The organism is Mesorhizobium sp. M1006 (assembly GCF_040318825.1).
GTDB lineage: Bacteria > Pseudomonadota > Alphaproteobacteria > Rhizobiales > Rhizobiaceae > Mesorhizobium.
The window spans coordinates 1-18053 of the sequence record NZ_JAMYMZ010000078.1 but is presented as its reverse complement, the minus strand read 5'-3'; the positions used below and the strand labels follow the sequence as shown (position 1 = coordinate 18053).

General features: G+C 62.1%; 18 protein-coding genes. 9 read left to right on the top strand and 9 right to left on the bottom strand.

Going from position 1 to position 18053, the window contains the following annotated elements:
• Window positions 1–734: 734 nt before the first annotated feature.
• From NKH60_RS33065 to NKH60_RS33040, 6 genes are all read right to left on the bottom strand, one after another.
• Window positions 735–1241, bottom strand: coding sequence for an L-2-amino-thiazoline-4-carboxylic acid hydrolase (locus NKH60_RS33065; RefSeq protein ID WP_352474855.1), 507 nt, complete (start codon window positions 1239–1241; stop codon window positions 735–737).
• Window positions 1238–2029 (bottom strand): ATP-binding cassette domain-containing protein, encoded by a 792-nt coding sequence (locus NKH60_RS33060; RefSeq protein WP_352474856.1) that lies wholly within the window; start codon window positions 2027–2029, stop codon window positions 1238–1240. Before NKH60_RS33060 ends, NKH60_RS33065 begins: the two co-directional genes overlap by 4 nt.
• Window positions 2026–2853: an ABC transporter ATP-binding protein gene (locus NKH60_RS33055; RefSeq protein ID WP_352874840.1), complete on the bottom strand. Its 828-nt coding sequence runs from the start codon at window positions 2851–2853 to the stop codon at window positions 2026–2028. Before NKH60_RS33055 ends, NKH60_RS33060 begins: the two co-directional genes overlap by 4 nt.
• Window positions 2850–3680 (bottom strand): ABC transporter permease, encoded by an 831-nt coding sequence (locus NKH60_RS33050; RefSeq protein WP_352874838.1) that lies wholly within the window; start codon window positions 3678–3680, stop codon window positions 2850–2852. Before NKH60_RS33050 ends, NKH60_RS33055 begins: the two co-directional genes overlap by 4 nt.
• Window positions 3677–4663: an ABC transporter permease gene (locus tag NKH60_RS33045; RefSeq protein ID WP_352834279.1), complete on the bottom strand. Its 987-nt coding sequence runs from the start codon at window positions 4661–4663 to the stop codon at window positions 3677–3679. Before NKH60_RS33045 ends, NKH60_RS33050 begins: the two co-directional genes overlap by 4 nt.
• 287 nt (window positions 4664–4950) lie before the next feature.
• The gene (locus NKH60_RS33040) at window positions 4951–6561 is read right to left on the bottom strand and encodes an ABC transporter substrate-binding protein (protein WP_352834282.1); all 1611 of its coding nucleotides are present in this window, start codon (window positions 6559–6561) and stop codon (window positions 4951–4953) included.
• A 366-nt stretch (window positions 6562–6927) separates the two neighbouring features.
• Here NKH60_RS33040 and NKH60_RS33035 point away from each other — a divergent pair, with 366 nt between their 5' ends.
• Together NKH60_RS33035 and NKH60_RS33030 are read left to right on the top strand one after the other, a co-directional pair.
• The gene (locus NKH60_RS33035) at window positions 6928–8133 is read left to right on the top strand and encodes a M24 family metallopeptidase (RefSeq protein ID WP_352834285.1); all 1206 of its coding nucleotides are present in this window, start codon (window positions 6928–6930) and stop codon (window positions 8131–8133) included.
• 62 nt (window positions 8134–8195) lie between these two features.
• Entirely contained in the window at window positions 8196–8834 is a 639-nt protein-coding gene (locus tag NKH60_RS33030) for a DUF4304 domain-containing protein (RefSeq protein ID WP_352834288.1), read from the top strand.
• Window positions 8835–8864: 30 nt separating this feature from the next.
• On the opposite strand, the gene NKH60_RS33025 is transcribed toward NKH60_RS33030, so the two are convergent.
• Genes NKH60_RS33025 through NKH60_RS33015 form a run of 3 tightly spaced genes read right to left on the bottom strand, consistent with a single transcriptional unit; the run spans window position 8865 to window position 11367 of the window.
• Entirely contained in the window at window positions 8865–9293 is a 429-nt protein-coding gene (locus NKH60_RS33025; RefSeq protein WP_352834291.1) for a cupin domain-containing protein, read from the bottom strand.
• A gap of 26 nt (window positions 9294–9319) precedes the next feature.
• On the bottom strand, window positions 9320–10159 hold the full coding sequence (locus NKH60_RS33020; protein WP_352474864.1) for a phosphoenolpyruvate hydrolase family protein: 840 nt from the start codon (window positions 10157–10159) through the stop codon (window positions 9320–9322).
• Between the two features lie 11 nt (window positions 10160–10170).
• Window positions 10171–11367, bottom strand: a complete 1197-nt coding sequence (locus NKH60_RS33015; protein WP_352539466.1) for a Tm-1-like ATP-binding domain-containing protein — start codon at window positions 11365–11367, stop codon at window positions 10171–10173.
• 109 nt (window positions 11368–11476) lie between these two features.
• Between NKH60_RS33015 and NKH60_RS33010 the strand changes: the two genes are divergently transcribed.
• The 7 genes from NKH60_RS33010 to NKH60_RS32980 form a co-directional block, all read left to right on the top strand.
• Window positions 11477–12172, top strand: coding sequence for a TetR/AcrR family transcriptional regulator (locus NKH60_RS33010; protein ID WP_502895683.1), 696 nt, complete (start codon window positions 11477–11479; stop codon window positions 12170–12172).
• Window positions 12173–12529: 357 nt separating this feature from the next.
• Window positions 12530–13846: an ABC transporter substrate-binding protein gene (locus NKH60_RS33005; RefSeq protein WP_352448404.1), complete on the top strand. Its 1317-nt coding sequence runs from the start codon at window positions 12530–12532 to the stop codon at window positions 13844–13846.
• Between the two features lie 74 nt (window positions 13847–13920).
• Entirely contained in the window at window positions 13921–14826 is a 906-nt protein-coding gene (locus tag NKH60_RS33000) for a carbohydrate ABC transporter permease (protein WP_254816733.1), read from the top strand.
• Window position 14827: 1 nt separating this feature from the next.
• Window positions 14828–15787, top strand: coding sequence for a carbohydrate ABC transporter permease (locus NKH60_RS32995; protein WP_292661213.1), 960 nt, complete (start codon window positions 14828–14830; stop codon window positions 15785–15787).
• Window positions 15784–16005 (top strand): hypothetical protein, encoded by a 222-nt coding sequence (locus tag NKH60_RS32990; protein ID WP_023675179.1) that lies wholly within the window; start codon window positions 15784–15786, stop codon window positions 16003–16005. Before NKH60_RS32995 ends, NKH60_RS32990 begins: the two co-directional genes overlap by 4 nt.
• On the top strand, window positions 16002–17105 hold the full coding sequence (locus tag NKH60_RS32985) for an ABC transporter ATP-binding protein (RefSeq protein ID WP_352474867.1): 1104 nt from the start codon (window positions 16002–16004) through the stop codon (window positions 17103–17105). The genes NKH60_RS32990 and NKH60_RS32985 overlap by 4 nt, the downstream gene beginning before the upstream one ends.
• The coding region (locus tag NKH60_RS32980) for an ABC transporter ATP-binding protein (RefSeq protein WP_352874834.1) at window positions 17105–18053 on the top strand (949 nt) is incomplete at its 3' end. The genes NKH60_RS32985 and NKH60_RS32980, both read left to right, overlap by 1 nt.

Sequence of the window (18053 nt, the reverse complement as noted above, 5' to 3'; positions counted from 1 at the left end):
TAACTTCGCTCGTAAGGGCGACCTTAAGAGCGCAGCCTCGCTACCGTGCCGTCCTCTCGCAAGGCGGCCTTCGCCGGAGGGTATCACTTTAGCATTCCGCGGCCAATTTTTCGCGTATGTGCTCCGATCCACCTCTCATACGTCGGGCGAATGGCCGATCGGGATTTACGACGCGCCAAAAGGGCGCGCTGCCGTCTTGACTGATATGCACCAGGTGCCGCCGCACAGTCACTGGGCAGCAGGCGTCTGCTCCGTATTTTGCCGCGAGCTTACGTCGTAACTCTGCAAGGTCCGAAAAGTGGCCAGGTCCTGCAGCCCGGAGTTCGTCAGCGACCATTTTCTCGGTTGGGATCAGCATGCTCTGCGTAAGCGTCTTGCCTTTGCGTCGCGTTTTGACCACCGGCAATTCGCTCATAGTTCACCTCCAGGAACTCCCCTACAGAAGACGAACAAGGATGCCGCAATCCGACAGAATCTCGGATTGATTTGATTGCCGTGGCTCGAGGCCACAACCATGAACCCACAAAGACGTCTCCGGCCGGACACTTAGCAACCCGGACACTTAGCAACGAAGCCGACACAGCGGGACACCGAGGCAGATACTGTCCGCACGAATTCCTTGCAATGCACACGTCAAAATCCCCGCTTGCCTTATGGCGCCGGGGTGTTTGGCTCCGTGCTGCCCAACGGAACGGAACTCTACTTCTTCGCCCGACATGGCTCGAGCTGCAGCTCTAACCGGCATCGCGGTTGGTCAAGGCGATGTGGCAGCAGCCGGAACCGTGGCCCGCCGTCCAGGTGACGTTGTCGAAGCGCACTCCGGTGGCCTCGAACAGGCCGCGATCGAAGGCGCCGGCGATGCGGCAGAGCGTGGCGAGCTTCTCGTCATCGATGCCGGCTTCGACCCAGGCGTCCTTCAGCGGGCAGCGCCTGACCCTGAAGGCGATGCGGTCCGGGCCGCGTTCGACATCGGTCGGATACATGCGGCCGCCATCCGGGCTGACGGCCAGGAACGCCTCGCCGATCGCCGGTGCGTCGTTGGGGCCGAAATCGGCGAAGGCCGCCGCCGCAACCTCCCTGCCTCGCCGTTCGATGGTGCGGATCATGATCGCCTCAGCCTTTTCCGCGCCAACTTCCGCGGTCAGCTCGTCGAGCAACAGACGATAGAGATCGGCACGGTTGCGGAAGGCGGAATCGAGTTCGCGCGACAGTTTTTCGGCTCGGGCTTCGGCGTCGGTCATGATGCGTCCTGTTCGATCCTTGACAGTCTTGGCGCTGCCGCCACCAGCGCCTTGCCGATCGCGGATTGCGGCGCGTCGATGACGCTGCGGGCATCGCCGCTCTCGGCAATTCGCCCGGCGTCCAGAATGGCCATGCGGTGGGCGATGGCACGGACGACGCCGAGATCGTGCGAAATGAACAGATAGGCGATGCGCTCCTCGCGTTGAAGATCGAGCAGCAGTTGCAGGATCTGCGCGCGAACCGAAACGTCGAGCGCCGACACGGCCTCGTCGAGCACGATCAGCGACGGTTTCGTGGCAATGGCGCGGGCGATTGCAACGCGCTGGCGTTGGCCGCCGGAAATCTCGTGAATGGCGCGGCCGGCGAGACCGGGGCTGAGGCCGACGCGTTCCAGCAGAGCTGCAATTCGGCGCGGGCGCTCGGGGCCGGAGGCAATGTGATGGATGCGCAGAGGGTCGTCGAGCACACGCGCGACTGTGGCGCGTGGGTTCAAGGCGGCGAGCGGATCCTGAAACACCATCTGAAGACGGGCGCGCCGGCCGCGCAAGGCAGCGCCGTTCAGCGACAGGAAATCGCTGCCTTCAAATTCGATACTGCCGGTATCGAATTCGACGAGCCGGAGCACTAGACGAGCTATCGTCGACTTGCCGCTGCCGGAAGGTCCGGCCAGCGCCAGCGTCTCGCCGGGGTCGATGTGGAAGGAAACGTCGTCGACCGCGGCGATGGTCTTGCCGCCGCGACTGTATCGTTTGGTCAGGCCGGAAACGGCGAGCAGCGGACTGGTCATGTTCGCCGCAACAGCGGCTCGGCGTCGAAGCCGAGATGAGCGTCAAGCAGCACACGAGTGTATGCGTGACGCGGCGCATTGACGATTTGGGCTGTCGAATCGAGCTCGAGCAGCTCGCCATGCCGGAACACCGCTATGCGCTCTGCAAGCTCAGCGGCCAGCGCAATGTCGTGGCTGATGAACAGCAGCGTCATACCGTCCTCGGCCACCAGTCGCCGGATCAGCCCGACAATCTCGGCCTGCACGATGGTGTCCAGCGCACTGGTCGCCTCGTCGGCGACCAGCAGTTTCGGCCCGGCCGCAATCGCTGCGGCGATCGCCACGCGCTGCTTCTGGCCGCCGGAGAGCTGATGTGGAAAGGCACGCAAAGCGACATCGGGGTCGGGCAGACGGACCCGTTCGAGCAGGGTTTTTGCCTTGGCATAGGCGTCTCGCCAACTGAGGCCGAGATGGGTGTAGGCGACTTCCGCGATCTGCTTGCCTATTGGCATCACCGGATCGAGACTTGCGGATGGGTCCTGGAAAATAAAGCCGATGTCACGGCCACCGATTGGAGCATGGTCGCGAAGACCGGCAGGTGCCTTGGCACCAAACATTGGTGGCGGGCGCAAGAGCCAATCGATACGGCCTTCGATCCTGGCGCTGGCCGGCAGCAGCCCGGCAATGGCTAGCGCCAGCGTGCTCTTGCCGGAACCGCTCTCGCCGATGATGGCAAAGCGCTCGCCGGCGGGGATGTCGAGGCTGACATTCTTTAGCGCCGCCACCTCGGCGCCGTCGCGGCGATAGGTCACCGTCAGACTGCGAATCGAAGCAAGCGCCGTCACGACAGGCTCCTCCTCATCGCCGTGGTCTCGACGACGCCTTCGCCGGTGAGATAGACGCCGAGCACGGTCAGCACGAGCGCTACGCCCGGAATGATCGACAGGAAGGGCGCGGTGCGCAGCACGGCGCGGCCTTCGGCGATCATGCCGCCCCAGGTTACGCGGTTGGGGTCGCCAAGGCCGAGGAAGGACAATGCCGCTTCGGTGAGAATCGCCGCGGCGACGATCACCGACGACAAAGCCATTACCGGCGGCAGCGCATTGGGGAGCACCTCGCGAAAGGCGATCTCCAGCGGATGCATGCCGATGACGCGGGCGCCGGCAACAAAATCGCGCTCGCGGATCGACAGCACTTCGGCGCGCGCCACGCGTGCCGGTCCGGTCCAGGCGCCCAGCGCGATCGCAGCGACGATGACGCCGAGCGACGGCCCGACGATGCTGACGAAAGCCAAAGCCAGCAGAAAGGCTGGGACGGTCTGGAAAGCGTCGGTGATGCGCATCAGCATCTCGTCGACAAGACCGCCGGCAAAGCCGGCCAACGTGCCGATCACGGCACCGACGGCAAGGGCGGCGGCGGCTGCTGCCAGCCCGACCGCCAGCGAGGTGCGGGCGCCGCGGAAAAGCTCGGCAAGCACGTTGCGGCCGAGGCGGTCGGTGCCGAGTGGCAACGACCAGTCCTGGAACGGCGGCAGCAACGCCGGCCCGGCAATCGCCTGCGGATCGCCGGGAAAGAACAAAGGTGCGGCAAGCGCCACGGCAAACAGCGCCGCCAGGATGACCGCGCCGGCGATCGCTTCCGGGGTCCGGAGAAAGCGGCGAAGCGGGCTCACGCGCCGGCCTCACTGGCGCCGACGCGCGGATCGAGGAAGGCGTAGGCGATGTCGACGAGAAGGTTGATGATGACGACCAGGACAGCGCTGGTGAGAATAATGCCGAGCAGTAGTGGGGTATCCCGCGCGGCCACCGCTTCCTGCGCCAGCCGGCCGAGGCCGGGGACGGAAAAGACGCTCTCGATGACGACGCTGCCGCCCAGCATTTGCGCCGACTGCAGGCCGAACATGGTGACCAGCGGCAACAGCGCGTTACGGGCGACGTGAGCGAGCACGATGCGACGGCGGGAAAGTCCCCTGGCACGGGCGGCCAGCACAAAGTCCTGCCGCCACACCTCGGCCATGCCGGCGCGCATCATGCGCAGATAGAGCGCGAGATAAATGAAGCCGAGCGCCGAAACCGGCAGGACGAGATGGCGGGCGATGTCGGCGGCGCGATCGAGGCCGCTCTTGGCCGAGGCGATACTCTCGATGCCGCCGATCGGAAACCAGCGCAGGTCGACGGCGAAGACAATGATCAGCACAAGCCCGAGCCAGAAGCCCGGCACGGCATAGAGCGCCAGCGAACCGATGGACAGGAAGCGATCGCGGAAGCTGCCGGGTCTGGCGCCGGCATAGATGCCGAGAGCCGAGCCGAGGCCGAAGGAGAGCGCCGTGGCGCTCCCCATCAACAGCAGCGTGTTGGGCAGGCGCTCGAGGATGACATCGCGGATCGGCCGCGAAAAGCTGACCGATTGGCCGAGATCGAGATGCAGCAGCGCCCAAAGGTAATTGGCGAGCCGTGTCAGCTCCGACTGGTCGAGCCCCCAGCGGTGACGCAACAGCTCGATCATGCCGGCGTCGCCTCCGGTCGAGACGATGTAGGCATCGACCGCGTCGCCGGGAGCGGCTTCGAGCAACAGGAACGTGCCGATGACGACAATCAGCAGCACGAAGATGCTGCCGACGAGACGGCGGCGAAGGAGGATGACGGCGCGGGTCATGGCGCAACGCCGATAGGAGAGCCAAGTCTTCGGTGCCGCGCTTTACGGCGCCCCCCTCTGTCCTGCCGGACATCTCCCCCACAAGGAGGGAGATTGGCAGTTTCGGCGATGCCGGCCGTCTTGCAACGCTGGAGATTGGCGAAAGCGACAATGACAGCCGATCTCCCCGCTCGTGGGGGAGATGCCAAGTGGTGGCAAAGAGGGCAGGACAGAGGGGGGCGCGAAAAAGCTCTCATCGCTGAAGCTGAGCACCCACACAAGCGGCACGCAAGTCTGGAGAGACTTCCTTACCCCGCGAGCCAAGTGTCCGCCCAGTTCGATACTGCCCAGCGCGGGTTGTTAGCGATGTTGTTGACCGTATCGCGGGCGACGCTGATGAAACTCCATTCGGCGACGTTGATCAGCGGCAGGTCGGCGGCAACTTTTCTCTGGAACTCCTTGTAGAGTTCGGTGCGGGCGGCGGTGTCGAGCGTCTCCGATGCCTTGGCGATCAGGGCGTCGAGATCGGCATTCTTGTAGCCACCCTGGTTGGAGAAGGGCACGCCGTCGGGAATACCGCTCTGCACCAGGATGGTGGTCGAGATCGCCGGATCGCCGCGGAACACCGGCGGCCCGACCGCAAGGTCGAAGGCGTGGTCGGTGTAAACCGCCTTGATGTGCGCGGCAGAGTCGTTGTTGACCAGCTGGGCGTCGATGCCAATGACGGCGAGCGCCTGGCGCAGATAGTCGCCGAACTGCTTGGTTTCGTTGAAGTAAGGCGCCGGCAGCAATCTCAGTGAAAAGCGCTTGCCGTCATCGCCCCGGCTGTAGCCGGCCTCGTCAAGCAAGGCGTTGGCCTTGGCAACGTCGAAGGCGTAGGTCGGCACGTCGGCGGTGTAGAATTGCGGGTCGTTTTTCGGCACCGGGCCAGTGGCGGTGGCGGCATAGCCAAGGAATACCGTCTTGACGGCGAAATCCTTGTCGATGGCGTGAGCGATCGCCTGGCGTACTTTCAGGTCGGCCAGCTCCTTGCGGCGATGATTGATCTCGACGACGAGCTGGTAGGTCAGCCCTTCATAACCCTTGGTGATCACCTTGAGACCGGGCACTTTGGAGATGCGGTCGAGATCGGCCAGGGGCACGGCGGAGAAGGCGGCGAGCTGGATCTCTTCGGCTTCCAGGGCGCTGGCCGCCGACGTGCGGTCCGGCAGCACCTGATAGATGATCTCGTCGAGATAGGGCTCGTCCTTGCCCCAATAGTCGGTGTTCTTCTCCAGCCGGTAATATTCGCCGGGCTTGTGTTCGGCAAATTTGAACGGTCCGGTGCCGACCGGGGCGTTGTTGGCCGGGTTGTCCTCGATCTTTCCGGTCTCGTAGATGTGCTTGGGCACCACGCTGCTCAGCGCCGGCAAGGCGTTGCGGATCAGCTGGAACGGTGTCGGCTTGGCGAATTTGAACACGGCGGTGGTTTCGTCCGGCGTGTCGACGGCCTCCAGATCCTTGAACACGGTGCGGCCGAGATTCTGCAGCGGCTTCCAGACCTGCAGCGCCGAGAAGGCGACATCGGCTGAGGTGAATGGCTTCCCATCATGCCATTTGACGCCCTCGCGCAGTTTGAACGTCACCGCCATGCCGTCGGCGGCACCTTCCCAGCTGAGCGCCAGGCGCGGATCGAGCCCGTCCTTGCCGCCGAAGGAGGCCTCGGCCAAGGTTTCCACGATCTTGCTCGAGATGAAGAAGACGCCGTTCGAGGCGACAATCGCCGGATTGAGATTGCGCGGCTCGGAATCGGCGGCGACAACCAGTCGTCCACCCTTTCTCGGCGTCTGCGCCGAGCCGATCGTCGGCATGGCGGTGGAGGCCAACAGCAACGCCGAACCGGCCAGCATTGTACGTCTGGAAATGGTGAACTCTGGCATGATCGAACTCCGTCCTCTCCGCGGACCCAGCCGGGTCCGCCGTACCCCTCGGACGCTCGTAAGCATCCTGCAAAGCTGATTATGGGCCTTGTGCGGGGTTTCGCCAAAGACGGAATTGGCGCATCTCTACGTGGCTTTGAAATTTCCGTCCGCTGGACCAGTTGTACAGAAAACGGTTCGACGCGCGGTTCTAGCAGGACCAGACTGGAGTAAAGTGCAGCAGGTGGAGCAGCTTTTGGGGCTGGTTCGCCCGTTCTGGCTGGACCAGATCGGGCAAAATGATGCACATTTAAGCATAGCCGAGGTTCAGAGCCGGAAAAGCCGGTGCCGGCGAGCGGCCGGCTAAGGGATTTCAGGGAGAGAGACATGAACATTGCCCCAGGCAAGAATGCCGTCGGCAGCGTGCCGTTCGACCAGGCCAGGGTGGACGGGCTGATGGAGGAGGCCGGCATCGACGTGCTGCTCGCCACCTCCAAGCACAACACGCAATATCTGCTTGGCGGCTACAAGTTCATCTTCTTCGCCGCCATGGATGCAATCGGCCACAGCCGTTATCTGCCTGTCGTTGTCTATGAGAAAGGTGGGCCGGAGCATGCCGCCTATATCGGCAACCGCATGGAAGGCGGCGAGCACCAGAATCATCCGTTCTGGACGCCGACACTGCATGCCGCCTGCTGGGGTACGCTCGATGCCGCCAATCTGGCGGTCGAGCATTTGCGAAAGATCACCAAGGGCAATGCCCGCATCGGCATCGAGCCCGCCTTCCTGCCGTCCGACGCCTATATGCTGATCCGCAACGCGCTGCCGGATGCCAAGCTGATCGATGCGACTGATATGCTGGAGCGCATGCGGGCAATCAAAACCGAGGCGGAGCTGGAAAAGCTGCGCATCGCTTCGGAGCTGATCACCGATTCCATGCTGGCGACCATCGGCTGGGCACGCGAAGGCACGACAAAGAGCGAGATCATCGAACATCTCAGGCGCGAGGAGACCAATCGCGGCGCGCATTTCGAATATTGCCTGTTAACGCTAGGCTCCAGCCACAACCGCGCAGCCTCGCCGCAGGCGTGGAAACGGGGCGAAGTGATGTCGATCGATTCCGGCGGCAACTACCACGGCTATATCGGCGATCTTTGCCGCATGGGCGTGCTGGGCGACCCTGACGCCGAACTCGAGGATCTGCTGGCCGAGATCGAGACAGTGCAGCAGGCGGCCTTCTCCAAGGTCAAGGCGGGCACGCTGGGCGGTGACATGATTTCTCATGCCGAAGGCGTTCTGAAGAAATCCAAGGTTGCGGCCTATACTGATTTTTTCGCGCATGGCATGGGGCTGATCACGCATGAAGCGCCGTTCCTGATGACCAACCATCCGGTGACATATGAAGGCACCTATGCCGCAAAGCCGCTGGAGAAGAACATGGTGCTTTCGGTCGAGACGACCATGCTCCACCCGACGCGCGGCTTCATCAAGCTGGAGGACACGGTGGCGGTGACCGATGCCGGCTACGTCATGTTCGGCGATCGGGGCCGGGGCTGGAACAGGGGCGGGGGCGGCTTAGGCGCTGGTACCTAGCCCGTTCTTGAGATTACCTCGTTCGAGCAAACAATTGGTCACACCAGCGAGCATTTGCCGATATGGAACGCGAACTGCCCAAGCAGGTCTTTATCGACGGGTGCGAGCAGATCTCCATGGAGTTCGAACCGATTGGGTTCCGCTTTGCGAAAAGCGGTCCTCATGCGAGTCGTCGGGCCGGCGACTGGGCATTCAAAATCTCCTTTCAATCAAACTATCTGAACGTCGGCGGCGAGTACGTCGAACTCGTCGTGCATGCGTCGGTCTACAGCAAGGCAATAAAGGAGTGGGACGAGCGAAGCGCTTGGCCCGCCAGTGTCAGCGATTGGGTCGCCGGTGGACAGCTTGGCAATTTGCGAACCCCGCATCATTGGCGGACATGGAACATCGCAAACCCGCATACCCGCCAGGCTGAAATCGCGAACATCGTTGCCAACATCCAAACGACTGTCCTGCCGCTCTTCGAACGTTTCGACGTTCCGCGCAAACTAGCCGAACAGGTCGCATGTTCTGAAGTTCCGGGCTTCATGTTCCCTGAAATGCTGTTCGATTTGTACTCTGGCAGCTTGGTCCGGAGGCAGCGGAAAACTGTTTGTCCTATTGGGTGGCGCGCTTACCTTCGCCGGATGCTTTCCGATCAGAGCGCGATGTCCCCACTTTGCCGGATAGGCTCGCTCTGGGAAGCGATACTAACAACCTAGCAAGGGTCGCTCGTGCGATGAAGATTGGCCTCAGCCTGTGACATTATCTGCCCGGCGGATCAACCTGAAATCCGGCAACTCCCGCAATGCCAGTTCCGGCCCTGCCGGCGAATAGACGACGAAAAGCTGCATGGCCGCATCGCCGGTATTGAGCGTCGAGTGGAAGCGGCTTTCCGGCACATAGATGGTGCAGCCGGGGCCGACTTTCTCGACGACCGGGTTGCCTTTCTCGTCTTCGACCATCTGCTCGCCATTGCCTGAGATGACAAAGATGATCTCCTCCGCACCCGGATGGTTATGACGCGTATGGCCTTTGCCTGACGGTAGGTCGACGACACCACCGGAAAATCGCTTTGCGCCGTTCACTTCGGGAGCGACCGTCAGCGACAGCCTGCCCCAGTCGAAGCCGAAGGCGCTGACGTCTTTTGGATATACGAATACCTTGCTGTTCTCCGTCATCGTTCCACCCTTCTGTTTGCTGGTCTCTACGCAGCGCCGAACGTGACCGCCTTGAAATCCGCCGTCTGCCTGGCGATTGAGGCTTCCGCCGGCAGCCGCTCCATCGAACTGGCGCCATAGAACCCGTGCAGGCCCTTGCAGCGCTCGAGAACATATCTGGCGTCGTCCGGCATCGAGATCGGCCCGCCATGGCAAAGCAGGATCATATCCTCGCGCACTGAGCGTGCCGCTTTGGCGATGGCGTCGATCTCGCTCACACAGTCGTCCAGCGATTTAGCCGATGTCGCGCCAATCGAGCCGCCGGTGGTCACCCCCATATGGGCGACGACGATGTCGGCGCCAGCTGTTGTCATGGCGCGCGCCTCGTCTGCGTTGAAGACATAGGGCGTGGTCAACAGGTCGAGTTTGTGAGCCTCGGCGATCATGTCGACCTCGAGCCCGAAGCCCATGCCGGTTTCTTCAAAACTCTGCCGCATCTGGCCGTCGAACAGGCCGATAGTCGGAAAGTTCTGCACACCGGAAAAACCCATCGTCTTCAACTCGGCCAAAAGCAGCGGCATGATGACGAAGGGATCGGTGCCGTTGACGCCGGCCAGCACCGGCGTCTTCTTCACTACCGGCAGCACTTCGTAGGCCATTTCCTTGACGATCTCGTTGGCGTTGCCATAGGCGAGCAGGCCGGCGGCCGAGCCGCGCCCGGCCATGCGGTAGCGGCCCGAATTGTAGATGATGATCAGGTCGATGCCGCCGGCTTCCTCTGCCTTGGCCGACAGGCCGGTGCCGGCACCGCCGCCGACGATCGGCACGCCGTCCGCGATCATCTTGCGGAATTTCTCCAGGATTTTCTTGCGCGGTATGGCGGCCATGTCTTGGTGTCTCACTGTCTGGCGATGTCGAGGAAGGCCGTTGTGGCAGCCCAGGCGAATTCGGGGTCGTTGATATGAAGCGGCAAACGCAGCACGCGCCGCGTTTTGGCGGGTTTGATGGTACGCTCGATCGCCTCGAACAAAGCGGCATCGGCTTCAGGGTCGAAGAAGGCGCCGCCTTCAATGTCGAGCGCCGACACGCCTTTCTCCGGAATGAGGAAACGAACCGGACCCTGGCAGAGGCTCAGCCTTGTACCGATCCATTCGCCGATCGTTCTGCTTTCGTCGGCAGTGGTGCGCATCAGTGTGACGTTTGGATTGTGCTCATAGAACAGCCGGCCGCGATAGCGTTCCGGAATTGTCGGCGGCGCCCAGAAATTGACCATGTCGAGCGCGCCGACCGAGCCGACATAAGGCAGCCCGGTGCGGGCGATGGCGCCAAAGCGATCCTCGGTCGCCGGCAGCACGCCGCCAAACAGCAAGTCGCAGACTTCGGTCGTTGTGATGTCGATGACGCCGGACAACAGGCCGCTGTCGGCCAATTTTTCCATGGTGCGGCCGCCGGTGCCGGTGGCATGAAAGACCATGCAGTCATAAGTCGAACGAAGCTCATCGGCGATCGCGGTCACGCATGGCGTGGTGACGCCGAACATGGTGAGGCCGACGGACGGTTTGCCGTCGGGCGGCGGCGCCGGCTTTGTCGCCATGCCTGATATCGCCTGGGCGGCATTGTGCAGCACGACACGCGAAAGCCGGTTGAGGCCGGCCATGTCGGTCACCGACGGCATCATGACGATGTCAGAGACGTCGACATAAGGCGCGGTGTCACCCGAGGCCAACGTCGAAACCATGATCTTGGGCAGACCGAGCGGCAGCGTGCGCATGCCTGCGGTGATGATCGAGGTGCCGCCACCGCCGCCAATGCCGATAATCCCGGCAATATCGTTGCGCGACTGGACAAACCGGGCAAAGGCGGCAGCCATCGCCGCCACCGCGGTGCCGCGATCGTCGACGCCGAGCACGGCATTGCGACCCTCGGAATGGTGGCTGGCGACCTCGTCTGCCGAAACATCGACCGGCACGGTCGCGCCGCGTGTTCCGATGTCGACACGGGCAATCGAAGCGCCGGTAGCCGCGACCGCATCGGCCAGAAATGCGAGTTCCTCGCCCTTGGTGTCGGCGGTGCCCACCACATAGATGCGCTTCATCGCGTTTCCCCGGTCTTGGGCGTGCTCGGCGCTGCGGCCCCTTTTTGCCCGGCCGTTCGACGGCGCGAAGGGCCATTGCAATTTTTTGAGACACGCGTATCGTATTGACATGAATGTCTCACGTCAACAAGCGGCAATGGACAACGGTGCCAGCCAAGGGCCGAACCCCCAAGTAGAGCGCGGGGCCCGCGCGCGCACCAGGCGTCTCATGCTTGAGACGGCGACAAAGCTGATGCAGGCGGGCGCCACGCCCTCCGTCAGCGAGGTGGCGGAGGCAGCGGAGGTCTCGCGCGCCACCGCCTATCGGTATTTTCCGAGCCAAGCGGCGTTGGTGCAGGCGGTGGTCGATGAGGGGCTTGGGCCGATCCTTACGTGGAAATCGAGCTCTGCCGATCCCGAGCGCCGGGTCGCCGAGCTGTTCGAGACCGCCATGCCGCGCATCGAGGTCTTCGAAGCGACGTTCAAGGCGGCGCTGAAACTGTCGCTCGACCAGTGGGCGCAGCGACAGGCAGGCACGCTTGACGGCGAACCTGCCTTCACGCGCGGCCATCGCGTCGATCTTTTGAAAGATGCGATCGCGCCACTCAAAGGCCGGTTGCCGCCGCGCGAATTCAAGCGGCTCGCGCAGGCGCTGTCATTGATCTTCGGTGTTGAGGTGCTGATCGTTTTAAAGGATATATGGGGATTGGATAGCCGCAGTATGATGTCGGTTGCGCAATGGGCGGCCGGCGCTCTTGTGCGCGCGGCTATGACCGAATCGATGATTGAAGGAGATGGGATCGCGCCGACGACCGCCGTGAGATGACGCCAATCTGGTTCGACCAGATTTTCAAGCTGGCTATTCATGCTACTAGCGATGCAGCGGCCCAAGTAAGGCATTCATGTATCAAGGAGTAGGAAAATTCAGGGAAAACAGGCAGATATCGCAGAAGCCAACTTGTCTGCGTGTCCGCCACCGTCCAAGAAAGGGCTTGACGTTCCTCTTAAATTGGTAATACCAGATCAGGACAAATAAAGCGGATCAAAGGTGAAGGCTGAGATCCGTTTCCGTCGAGCGAGGAGGCTCACAGACCGAAACGGTGCCGTCACGGGAGGACTACCAGGGCCGGCCTCGATGCCGGTTCTCATGAACGGTAGAATGCGCACAAGGGAGGAAATCATTATGCGCAAGACAATGACCAGCTTGCTTGCTGGTATCGGCCTAGTGCTCGCCTGCGGAACGTCCGTCTACGCGCAGGAAAAGGAACTTACAATCTTCTGGGCGGAATGGGATCCGGCCAATTACCTGCAGGAACTCGGCAACGAGTACGAGAAGGAAACCGGCGTCAAGATCACGGTGGAAACCACACCGTGGCCCGACTTCCAGACCAAGGCCTTCACCGAGTTCAACGCCCATGGCGACGCCTACGATATGGTCGTCGGCGACTCGCAATGGCTTGGTGCTGGCTCGACCGGTGGCCACTATGTCGACCTGACCGACTTCTTCAACAAGCACAAGGTCGGTGAAGTGATGGCACCGGCCACGGTGAAATACTATGCCGAATATCCGGGCGGCAGCAGCAAGTACTGGGCCATTCCGCTCGAAGGCGACGCCGTCGGCTGGTCCTATCGCAAGGACTGGTTCGAAGACCCCAAGGAAAAGGAAGCCTTCAAGGCCAAGTATGGCTACGATCTCGACGTGCCGAAGGATTTCAAGGCGCTACGCGACATCGCCGAATTCTTCTACCGGCCGGACCAGAAAAAATACGGCATCGCCATCTACACCGACAATTCCTATGACGCGATGGCGATGGGCTTCGAAAACGCGCTGTTCTCCTTCGGCGGCGAGCTGGGTGACTATAAGACCTACAAGGTCGATGGCTTCATCAACTCCGACAAGGCGATCGCGGCGCTCGACGCCTACAAGGAACTCTACAAGTTCACGCCTCCGGGCTGGGCCAAGTCGTTCTTCGTCGAGGACAACCAGGCGATCACTGAAAACCTGGCCGCGATGAGCATGAACTACTTCGCGTTCTTCCCCTCGTTGATCAACGAGGCGTCGAACCCGAACGCCAAGAACACCGGCTTCTTCGCCAATCCAGCCGGACCTGGCGGCGACCAGTTCGCCGCACTCGGCGGTCAGGGCATCTCCATCGTTTCCTACTCGCAGAAGCAGGAAGAGGCGACGAAGTTCCTGGAATGGTTCATCAAGGACGAGACCCAGAAGAAATGGGCAGCGCTTGGCGGCTACACCTGCAGTGCCGCCGTGCTCAAGTCGCCCGAATTCCAGAACGCCACGCCCTACAACAAGGCGTTCTACGAGACCATGTTCAAGGTCAAGGACTTCTGGGCGGTTCCGGAATACGCGGAACTGCTGCAGCAGCTTAACCAGCGCATCTATCCTTACATGATCGGCGGCGAAGGCACCGCCAAGGAGACGCTGGACGCACTGGCAGCCGACTGGAACGCGACCTTCAAGAAATACGGCCGCGGCCAATAAGTATGAAGTTTCACGGAGGGGGCGTTCGTGCCTCCTCCGTTTCTTTTTCTGATTTTTGAACCGGGAGCAGAGTCTTGGCGACCACGATGATCACCACGCTGGACAGGTCCTCGCGGGCCGCCGCTCGCGGTCTAAGCGACATTTCGATCCGCAATCTCTTCATCATCCCGACGATCCTGTTTCTGATCGTCTTCAACATCTTCCCGCTGATCTATTCGCTGGGCTATTCGTTCACCGATTTCCGCGCCTCGACCAGCGCGGCGGCGAATTTCGTCGGGCTGCAAAACTATCGCGACCTGCTCAGCGATCCCTATGTCTGGTCCAACTTCGCCATCACCGCAAAATACGTCATCATCTCGGTCGCCGGCCAGCTGCTCGTCGGCTTCGGCGTGGCCATGCTGCTCAATCGCGACATTCCGCTCAAGGGCCTGCTGACGACGCTCCTGTTGTTGCCGATGATGCTGTCGATGGCCGTCGTCGGCCTGTTCTGGAAGCTGCTCTACGATCCGTCCTTCGGCATCATCAATTATGCGCTGGGCCTCGGCACCTTCGAATGGCTGTCGAATCCGAAAATGGCGCTCTATGCGGTCGCGCTGACCGACATCTGGATGTGGTCGCCCTTCGTCATGCTGTTGTCGCTGGCCGGCCTGTCGGCCGTGCCCAAGCATCTCTACGAGGCAGCCGCGATCGACAGGGCCGGGCCGTTCTACACCTTCTTCCGCATAACGCTGCCGCTGGTTGCGCCGATCCTGATGATCGCGGTCATCTTCCGCACCATGGAGGCGTTCAAGACCTTCGACCTCGCCTACATCCTGACCAGCCAGCCGACGGCCGAGCTGATCTCGATCCGGCTCTACAAGATGGCGTTCCAGGAATGGCAGACCGGGCGTTCCTGCGCGCTCGCCTACATCGTGCTGATCATGGTGCTGGCGATCACCAACATCTATGTCAAATACCTCAACAAGGTGAAGGAGCGCTGAGATGGCCGCAGTCCGCACTTCTTCCGAAATCACCTTCAACCGGGTCGCCATCGTCGCTGTCCTGCTGGTGACGATCATCTTCCTGGCGCCGATCTACTGGATCGCCTCGACGGCGTTCAAGCCGCGCAACCTCGCCACCACCATTCCGCCGACGGTGGTTTTCCAGCCGGAGATATCGCCCTTCGTCAAGTTGTTCACCAAGCGTTCGCAGTTGCGCAGCCCGCCGTCGCCGGAGGAGTACGCGGCTGCGCCGTGGTGGGAGCGAGTCGTCTTCAATGGGGGCGAAAAGATTGTGCGCGACGGCAAGGGCCAGGTGCAGTGGTCGGGCTATCCGAGCCGTTTCATGAATTCACTGATCGTTGCCATAACCTCGACCGTCCTGGCCGTCGGCATGGGCACCTTCACCGCCTATGGGTTCTCGCGCTTCAAGGTAAAAGGCGAGGCGGACCTACTGTTCTTCATCCTGTCGACACGCATGCTGCCGCCGGTGGTCGTCGCCATTCCGATGTTCCTGATGTACCGGGCGGTCGGCCTCAACGATTCCCATATCGGCTTGATCATCCTTTACACCGCCTTCAACCTGTCCTTCTCGGTGTGGCTGATGAAAGGCTTCATGGACGAGATCCCCAAGGAGTATGAGGAGGCGGCCCTCGTCGACGGCTATACGCGTATGGAGGCCTTCTTCAAGATCGTGCTGCCCGAGGCCGCCACCGGCATCGCCGCCACCGCCGTGTTCTGCTTTATCACGGCGTGGAACGAATATGCCTTCGCACTGATCATGACCAGCCGCCGTGCCCAGACAGCACCGCCCTTCATCCCCAGCCAGGTCGGTTCCGGCCTGCCGGACTGGACGGTGATTGCCGCCGGAACCTTCCTGTTCCTGCTGCCGGTCGCGATCTTCACCTTCCTGCTCCGTAATCACCTGTTGCGCGGCATGTCGTTTGGAGCGATCCGCAAATGAGCTTTCGCGACATCAACCAGAAATATCTCGAACCGGGCAGCCAGGTGCTGATGGTGCTCGGTATCATCGCGCTCTGCCAGCCGTGGAACATGCTGCTGCACAGCTATGGCGTGACCATCATCCTGATCGGCCTGATCGGCTTCAACATCACCTCCAAGATCGCGCCGGAGGAGAAGGCCGGCACCGGGCAAGGGGCAAATCCGGGGGCACAGCATTGACCCAGATCGAGCTTCGAGGCGTCCAGAAATATTTCGGCGCCGTGCAGGTCATAAAGGACCTCAACCTGAAGATCGACGACAACGAGTTCATCGTGCTGCTCGGCCAGTCGGGCTGCGGGAAGACGACGACGCTCAGGGCGATTGCCGGGCTGGAGACGATCGACGGCGGCGACATCCTCATCGACGGCAAGCCGGTCCAGCACCTCAAGGCCGCCGATCGCGATATCGCCATGGTCTTCCAGTCGTTCTCGCTCTATCCGCATATGAGCGTCTATGAGAACATCGCCTTTCCGCTCAGGGCGACGCGCAAGAGCAAGGCCGAGATCGACAGCGAGGTGCGCTCGGTCGCCAAGACGCTGCAGATCAGCGATCTCCTCGCCAAGAAACCGTCGGCGCTGTCGGGCGGCGACATGCAGCGCGTGGCGATCGGCCGAGCCTTGGTGCGGCGGCCGAAGGCGATGCTGATGGACGAGCCGATCGGGGCGCTCGATGCCAAGCTGCGCGAGGAGATGCGGGCCGAGATCAAGCGGCTGCACATCAAGCAGGGCTCGACCAGCATCTACGTCACCCACGACCAGATCGAGGCGATGAGCCTCGCCGACCGCATCGTCATCATGCATGAAGGTGTGCTGCAGCAGGTTGGCTCGCCGGACGAGGTCTATTCGCATCCGGCGAACCTTTTCGTCGCGCAATTTGTAGGCAGCCCGGTGATGAACGTCGCCGACGCTTCGGTGACCGAGAAAGCCTCGTCGGCCTCGGTCACCGTCGGCGATGCGGCCGCCGGTTTCGAATTCCCGCGCGCCTTGCTGTCGAAGCTCAACGGCCATGCCGGCGGCCAACTCGCGCTCGGCATCCGGCCGGAAGGCGTCCTCGTCCGCCGCGAAGCAGCCGAAGGGTTCTTGCCGGTGGAGACGCAGATCGTCGAGCCGCTCGGCTCCTTCGACATCGTCGACCTCAAGGTCGGCTCCAAGATGCTGCGTGCGCGCACCAAGAGCGGCTTCATCGGCGGCCCCGGCGAAAGAGTCTTCGTCAGAATCGATCCCGGCCAGGCGCATTTCTTCGACACGGCGAGCGGCAAATCGCTGGGAGTGAGACTCTGATGGCCCACATCCAGCTCAAGAACATCTCGAAGAAATTCGGCAACCACACCGCCTTGACCGGGCTCGATCTCGACATCGCCGATGGCGAGTTCTTCGTCCTGCTCGGCGAGACCGGCGCCGGCAAGACGACGACGCTGCGCATGATTGCCGGCCTGGAAAAACCGAGCGAAGGTCAGGTCTTGATCGACGGCGTCGATGTCGCCGATTGGGGCGCGGCGGAGCGCGACGTGGCGCTGGTGCTGCAGCAATATTCACTCTACCCGCGCTATACCGTACGCCAAAACCTCGAATTTCCGCTGAAGCCGAAAATCCGCCGGCTGCCCGATGCCGAGATCAAGGATCGCGTCGACCGCGCCGCCAGGACGCTGCGGATCGAGCATCTACTCGACCGCAAGACCGACCGGCTTTCAGGCGGCGAGATGCAGCGCGTCTCGATCGGCCGCGCCATCGTGCGCAAGCCGAGGGTATTCCTGATGGATGAGCCGTTGTCGGCGCTCGACGCCAAATTGCGCGAAGCGCTGCGCATCGAATTGAAGAACCTGCAGATGCAGCTTGGCGCCACCTTCCTGTTCGTGACGCACGATCAGATCGAGGCGATGTCGATGGGTGACAAGGTCGGCGTGCTCAACCATGGCCGCATCGTCCAGACCGGCACGCCGTACGAGATCTACAACAATCCGCGCGACACCTACGTGGCAAGCTTCGTCGGCTCGCCGCCGATGAACCTCATCGACGGCAAGCTTGTCAACGGACGTGCGGTGATGGCACCGCTGAATTTCGAATTGCCGTTTTCGGGGGGTGCCAAGACTTCGGGGGGGCTAAAGACGGGCGCGGGGGGCGCCCGGCGCCACCCCCCGGTCGGCGATTGCGCCCCAAGCTTTTTAGAAATGACACCCCCCGGCCGCCCCGGGGGGGGCGCCGCCGGGGGGAACCAACGCGGGGATAAAC

Bases quoted from the DNA above. Each gene is read 5' to 3' on its own strand.
- NKH60_RS33065 (WP_352474855.1), bottom strand. From the start codon at position 1,241: ATGACCGACGCCGAAGCCCGAGCCGAAAAACTGTCGCGCGAACTCGAT.
- NKH60_RS33060 (WP_352474856.1), bottom strand. From the start codon at position 2,029: ATGACCAGTCCGCTGCTCGCCGTTTCCGGCCTGACCAAACGATACAGT.
- NKH60_RS33045 (WP_352834279.1), bottom strand. From the start codon at position 4,663: ATGACCCGCGCCGTCATCCTCCTTCGCCGCCGTCTCGTCGGCAGCATC.
- NKH60_RS33040 (WP_352834282.1), bottom strand. From the start codon at position 6,561: ATGCCAGAGTTCACCATTTCCAGACGTACAATGCTGGCCGGTTCGGCG.
- NKH60_RS33035 (WP_352834285.1), top strand. From the start codon at position 6,928: ATGAACATTGCCCCAGGCAAGAATGCCGTCGGCAGCGTGCCGTTCGAC.
- NKH60_RS33030 (WP_352834288.1), top strand. From the start codon at position 8,196: ATGGAACGCGAACTGCCCAAGCAGGTCTTTATCGACGGGTGCGAGCAG.
- NKH60_RS33025 (WP_352834291.1), bottom strand. From the start codon at position 9,293: ATGACGGAGAACAGCAAGGTATTCGTATATCCAAAAGACGTCAGCGCC.
- NKH60_RS33020 (WP_352474864.1), bottom strand. From the start codon at position 10,159: ATGGCCGCCATACCGCGCAAGAAAATCCTGGAGAAATTCCGCAAGATG.
- NKH60_RS33015 (WP_352539466.1), bottom strand. From the start codon at position 11,367: ATGAAGCGCATCTATGTGGTGGGCACCGCCGACACCAAGGGCGAGGAA.
- NKH60_RS33010 (WP_502895683.1), top strand. From the start codon at position 11,477: ATGAATGTCTCACGTCAACAAGCGGCAATGGACAACGGTGCCAGCCAA.
- NKH60_RS33005 (WP_352448404.1), top strand. From the start codon at position 12,530: ATGCGCAAGACAATGACCAGCTTGCTTGCTGGTATCGGCCTAGTGCTC.
- NKH60_RS32995 (WP_292661213.1), top strand. From the start codon at position 14,828: ATGGCCGCAGTCCGCACTTCTTCCGAAATCACCTTCAACCGGGTCGCC.
- NKH60_RS32990 (WP_023675179.1), top strand. From the start codon at position 15,784: ATGAGCTTTCGCGACATCAACCAGAAATATCTCGAACCGGGCAGCCAG.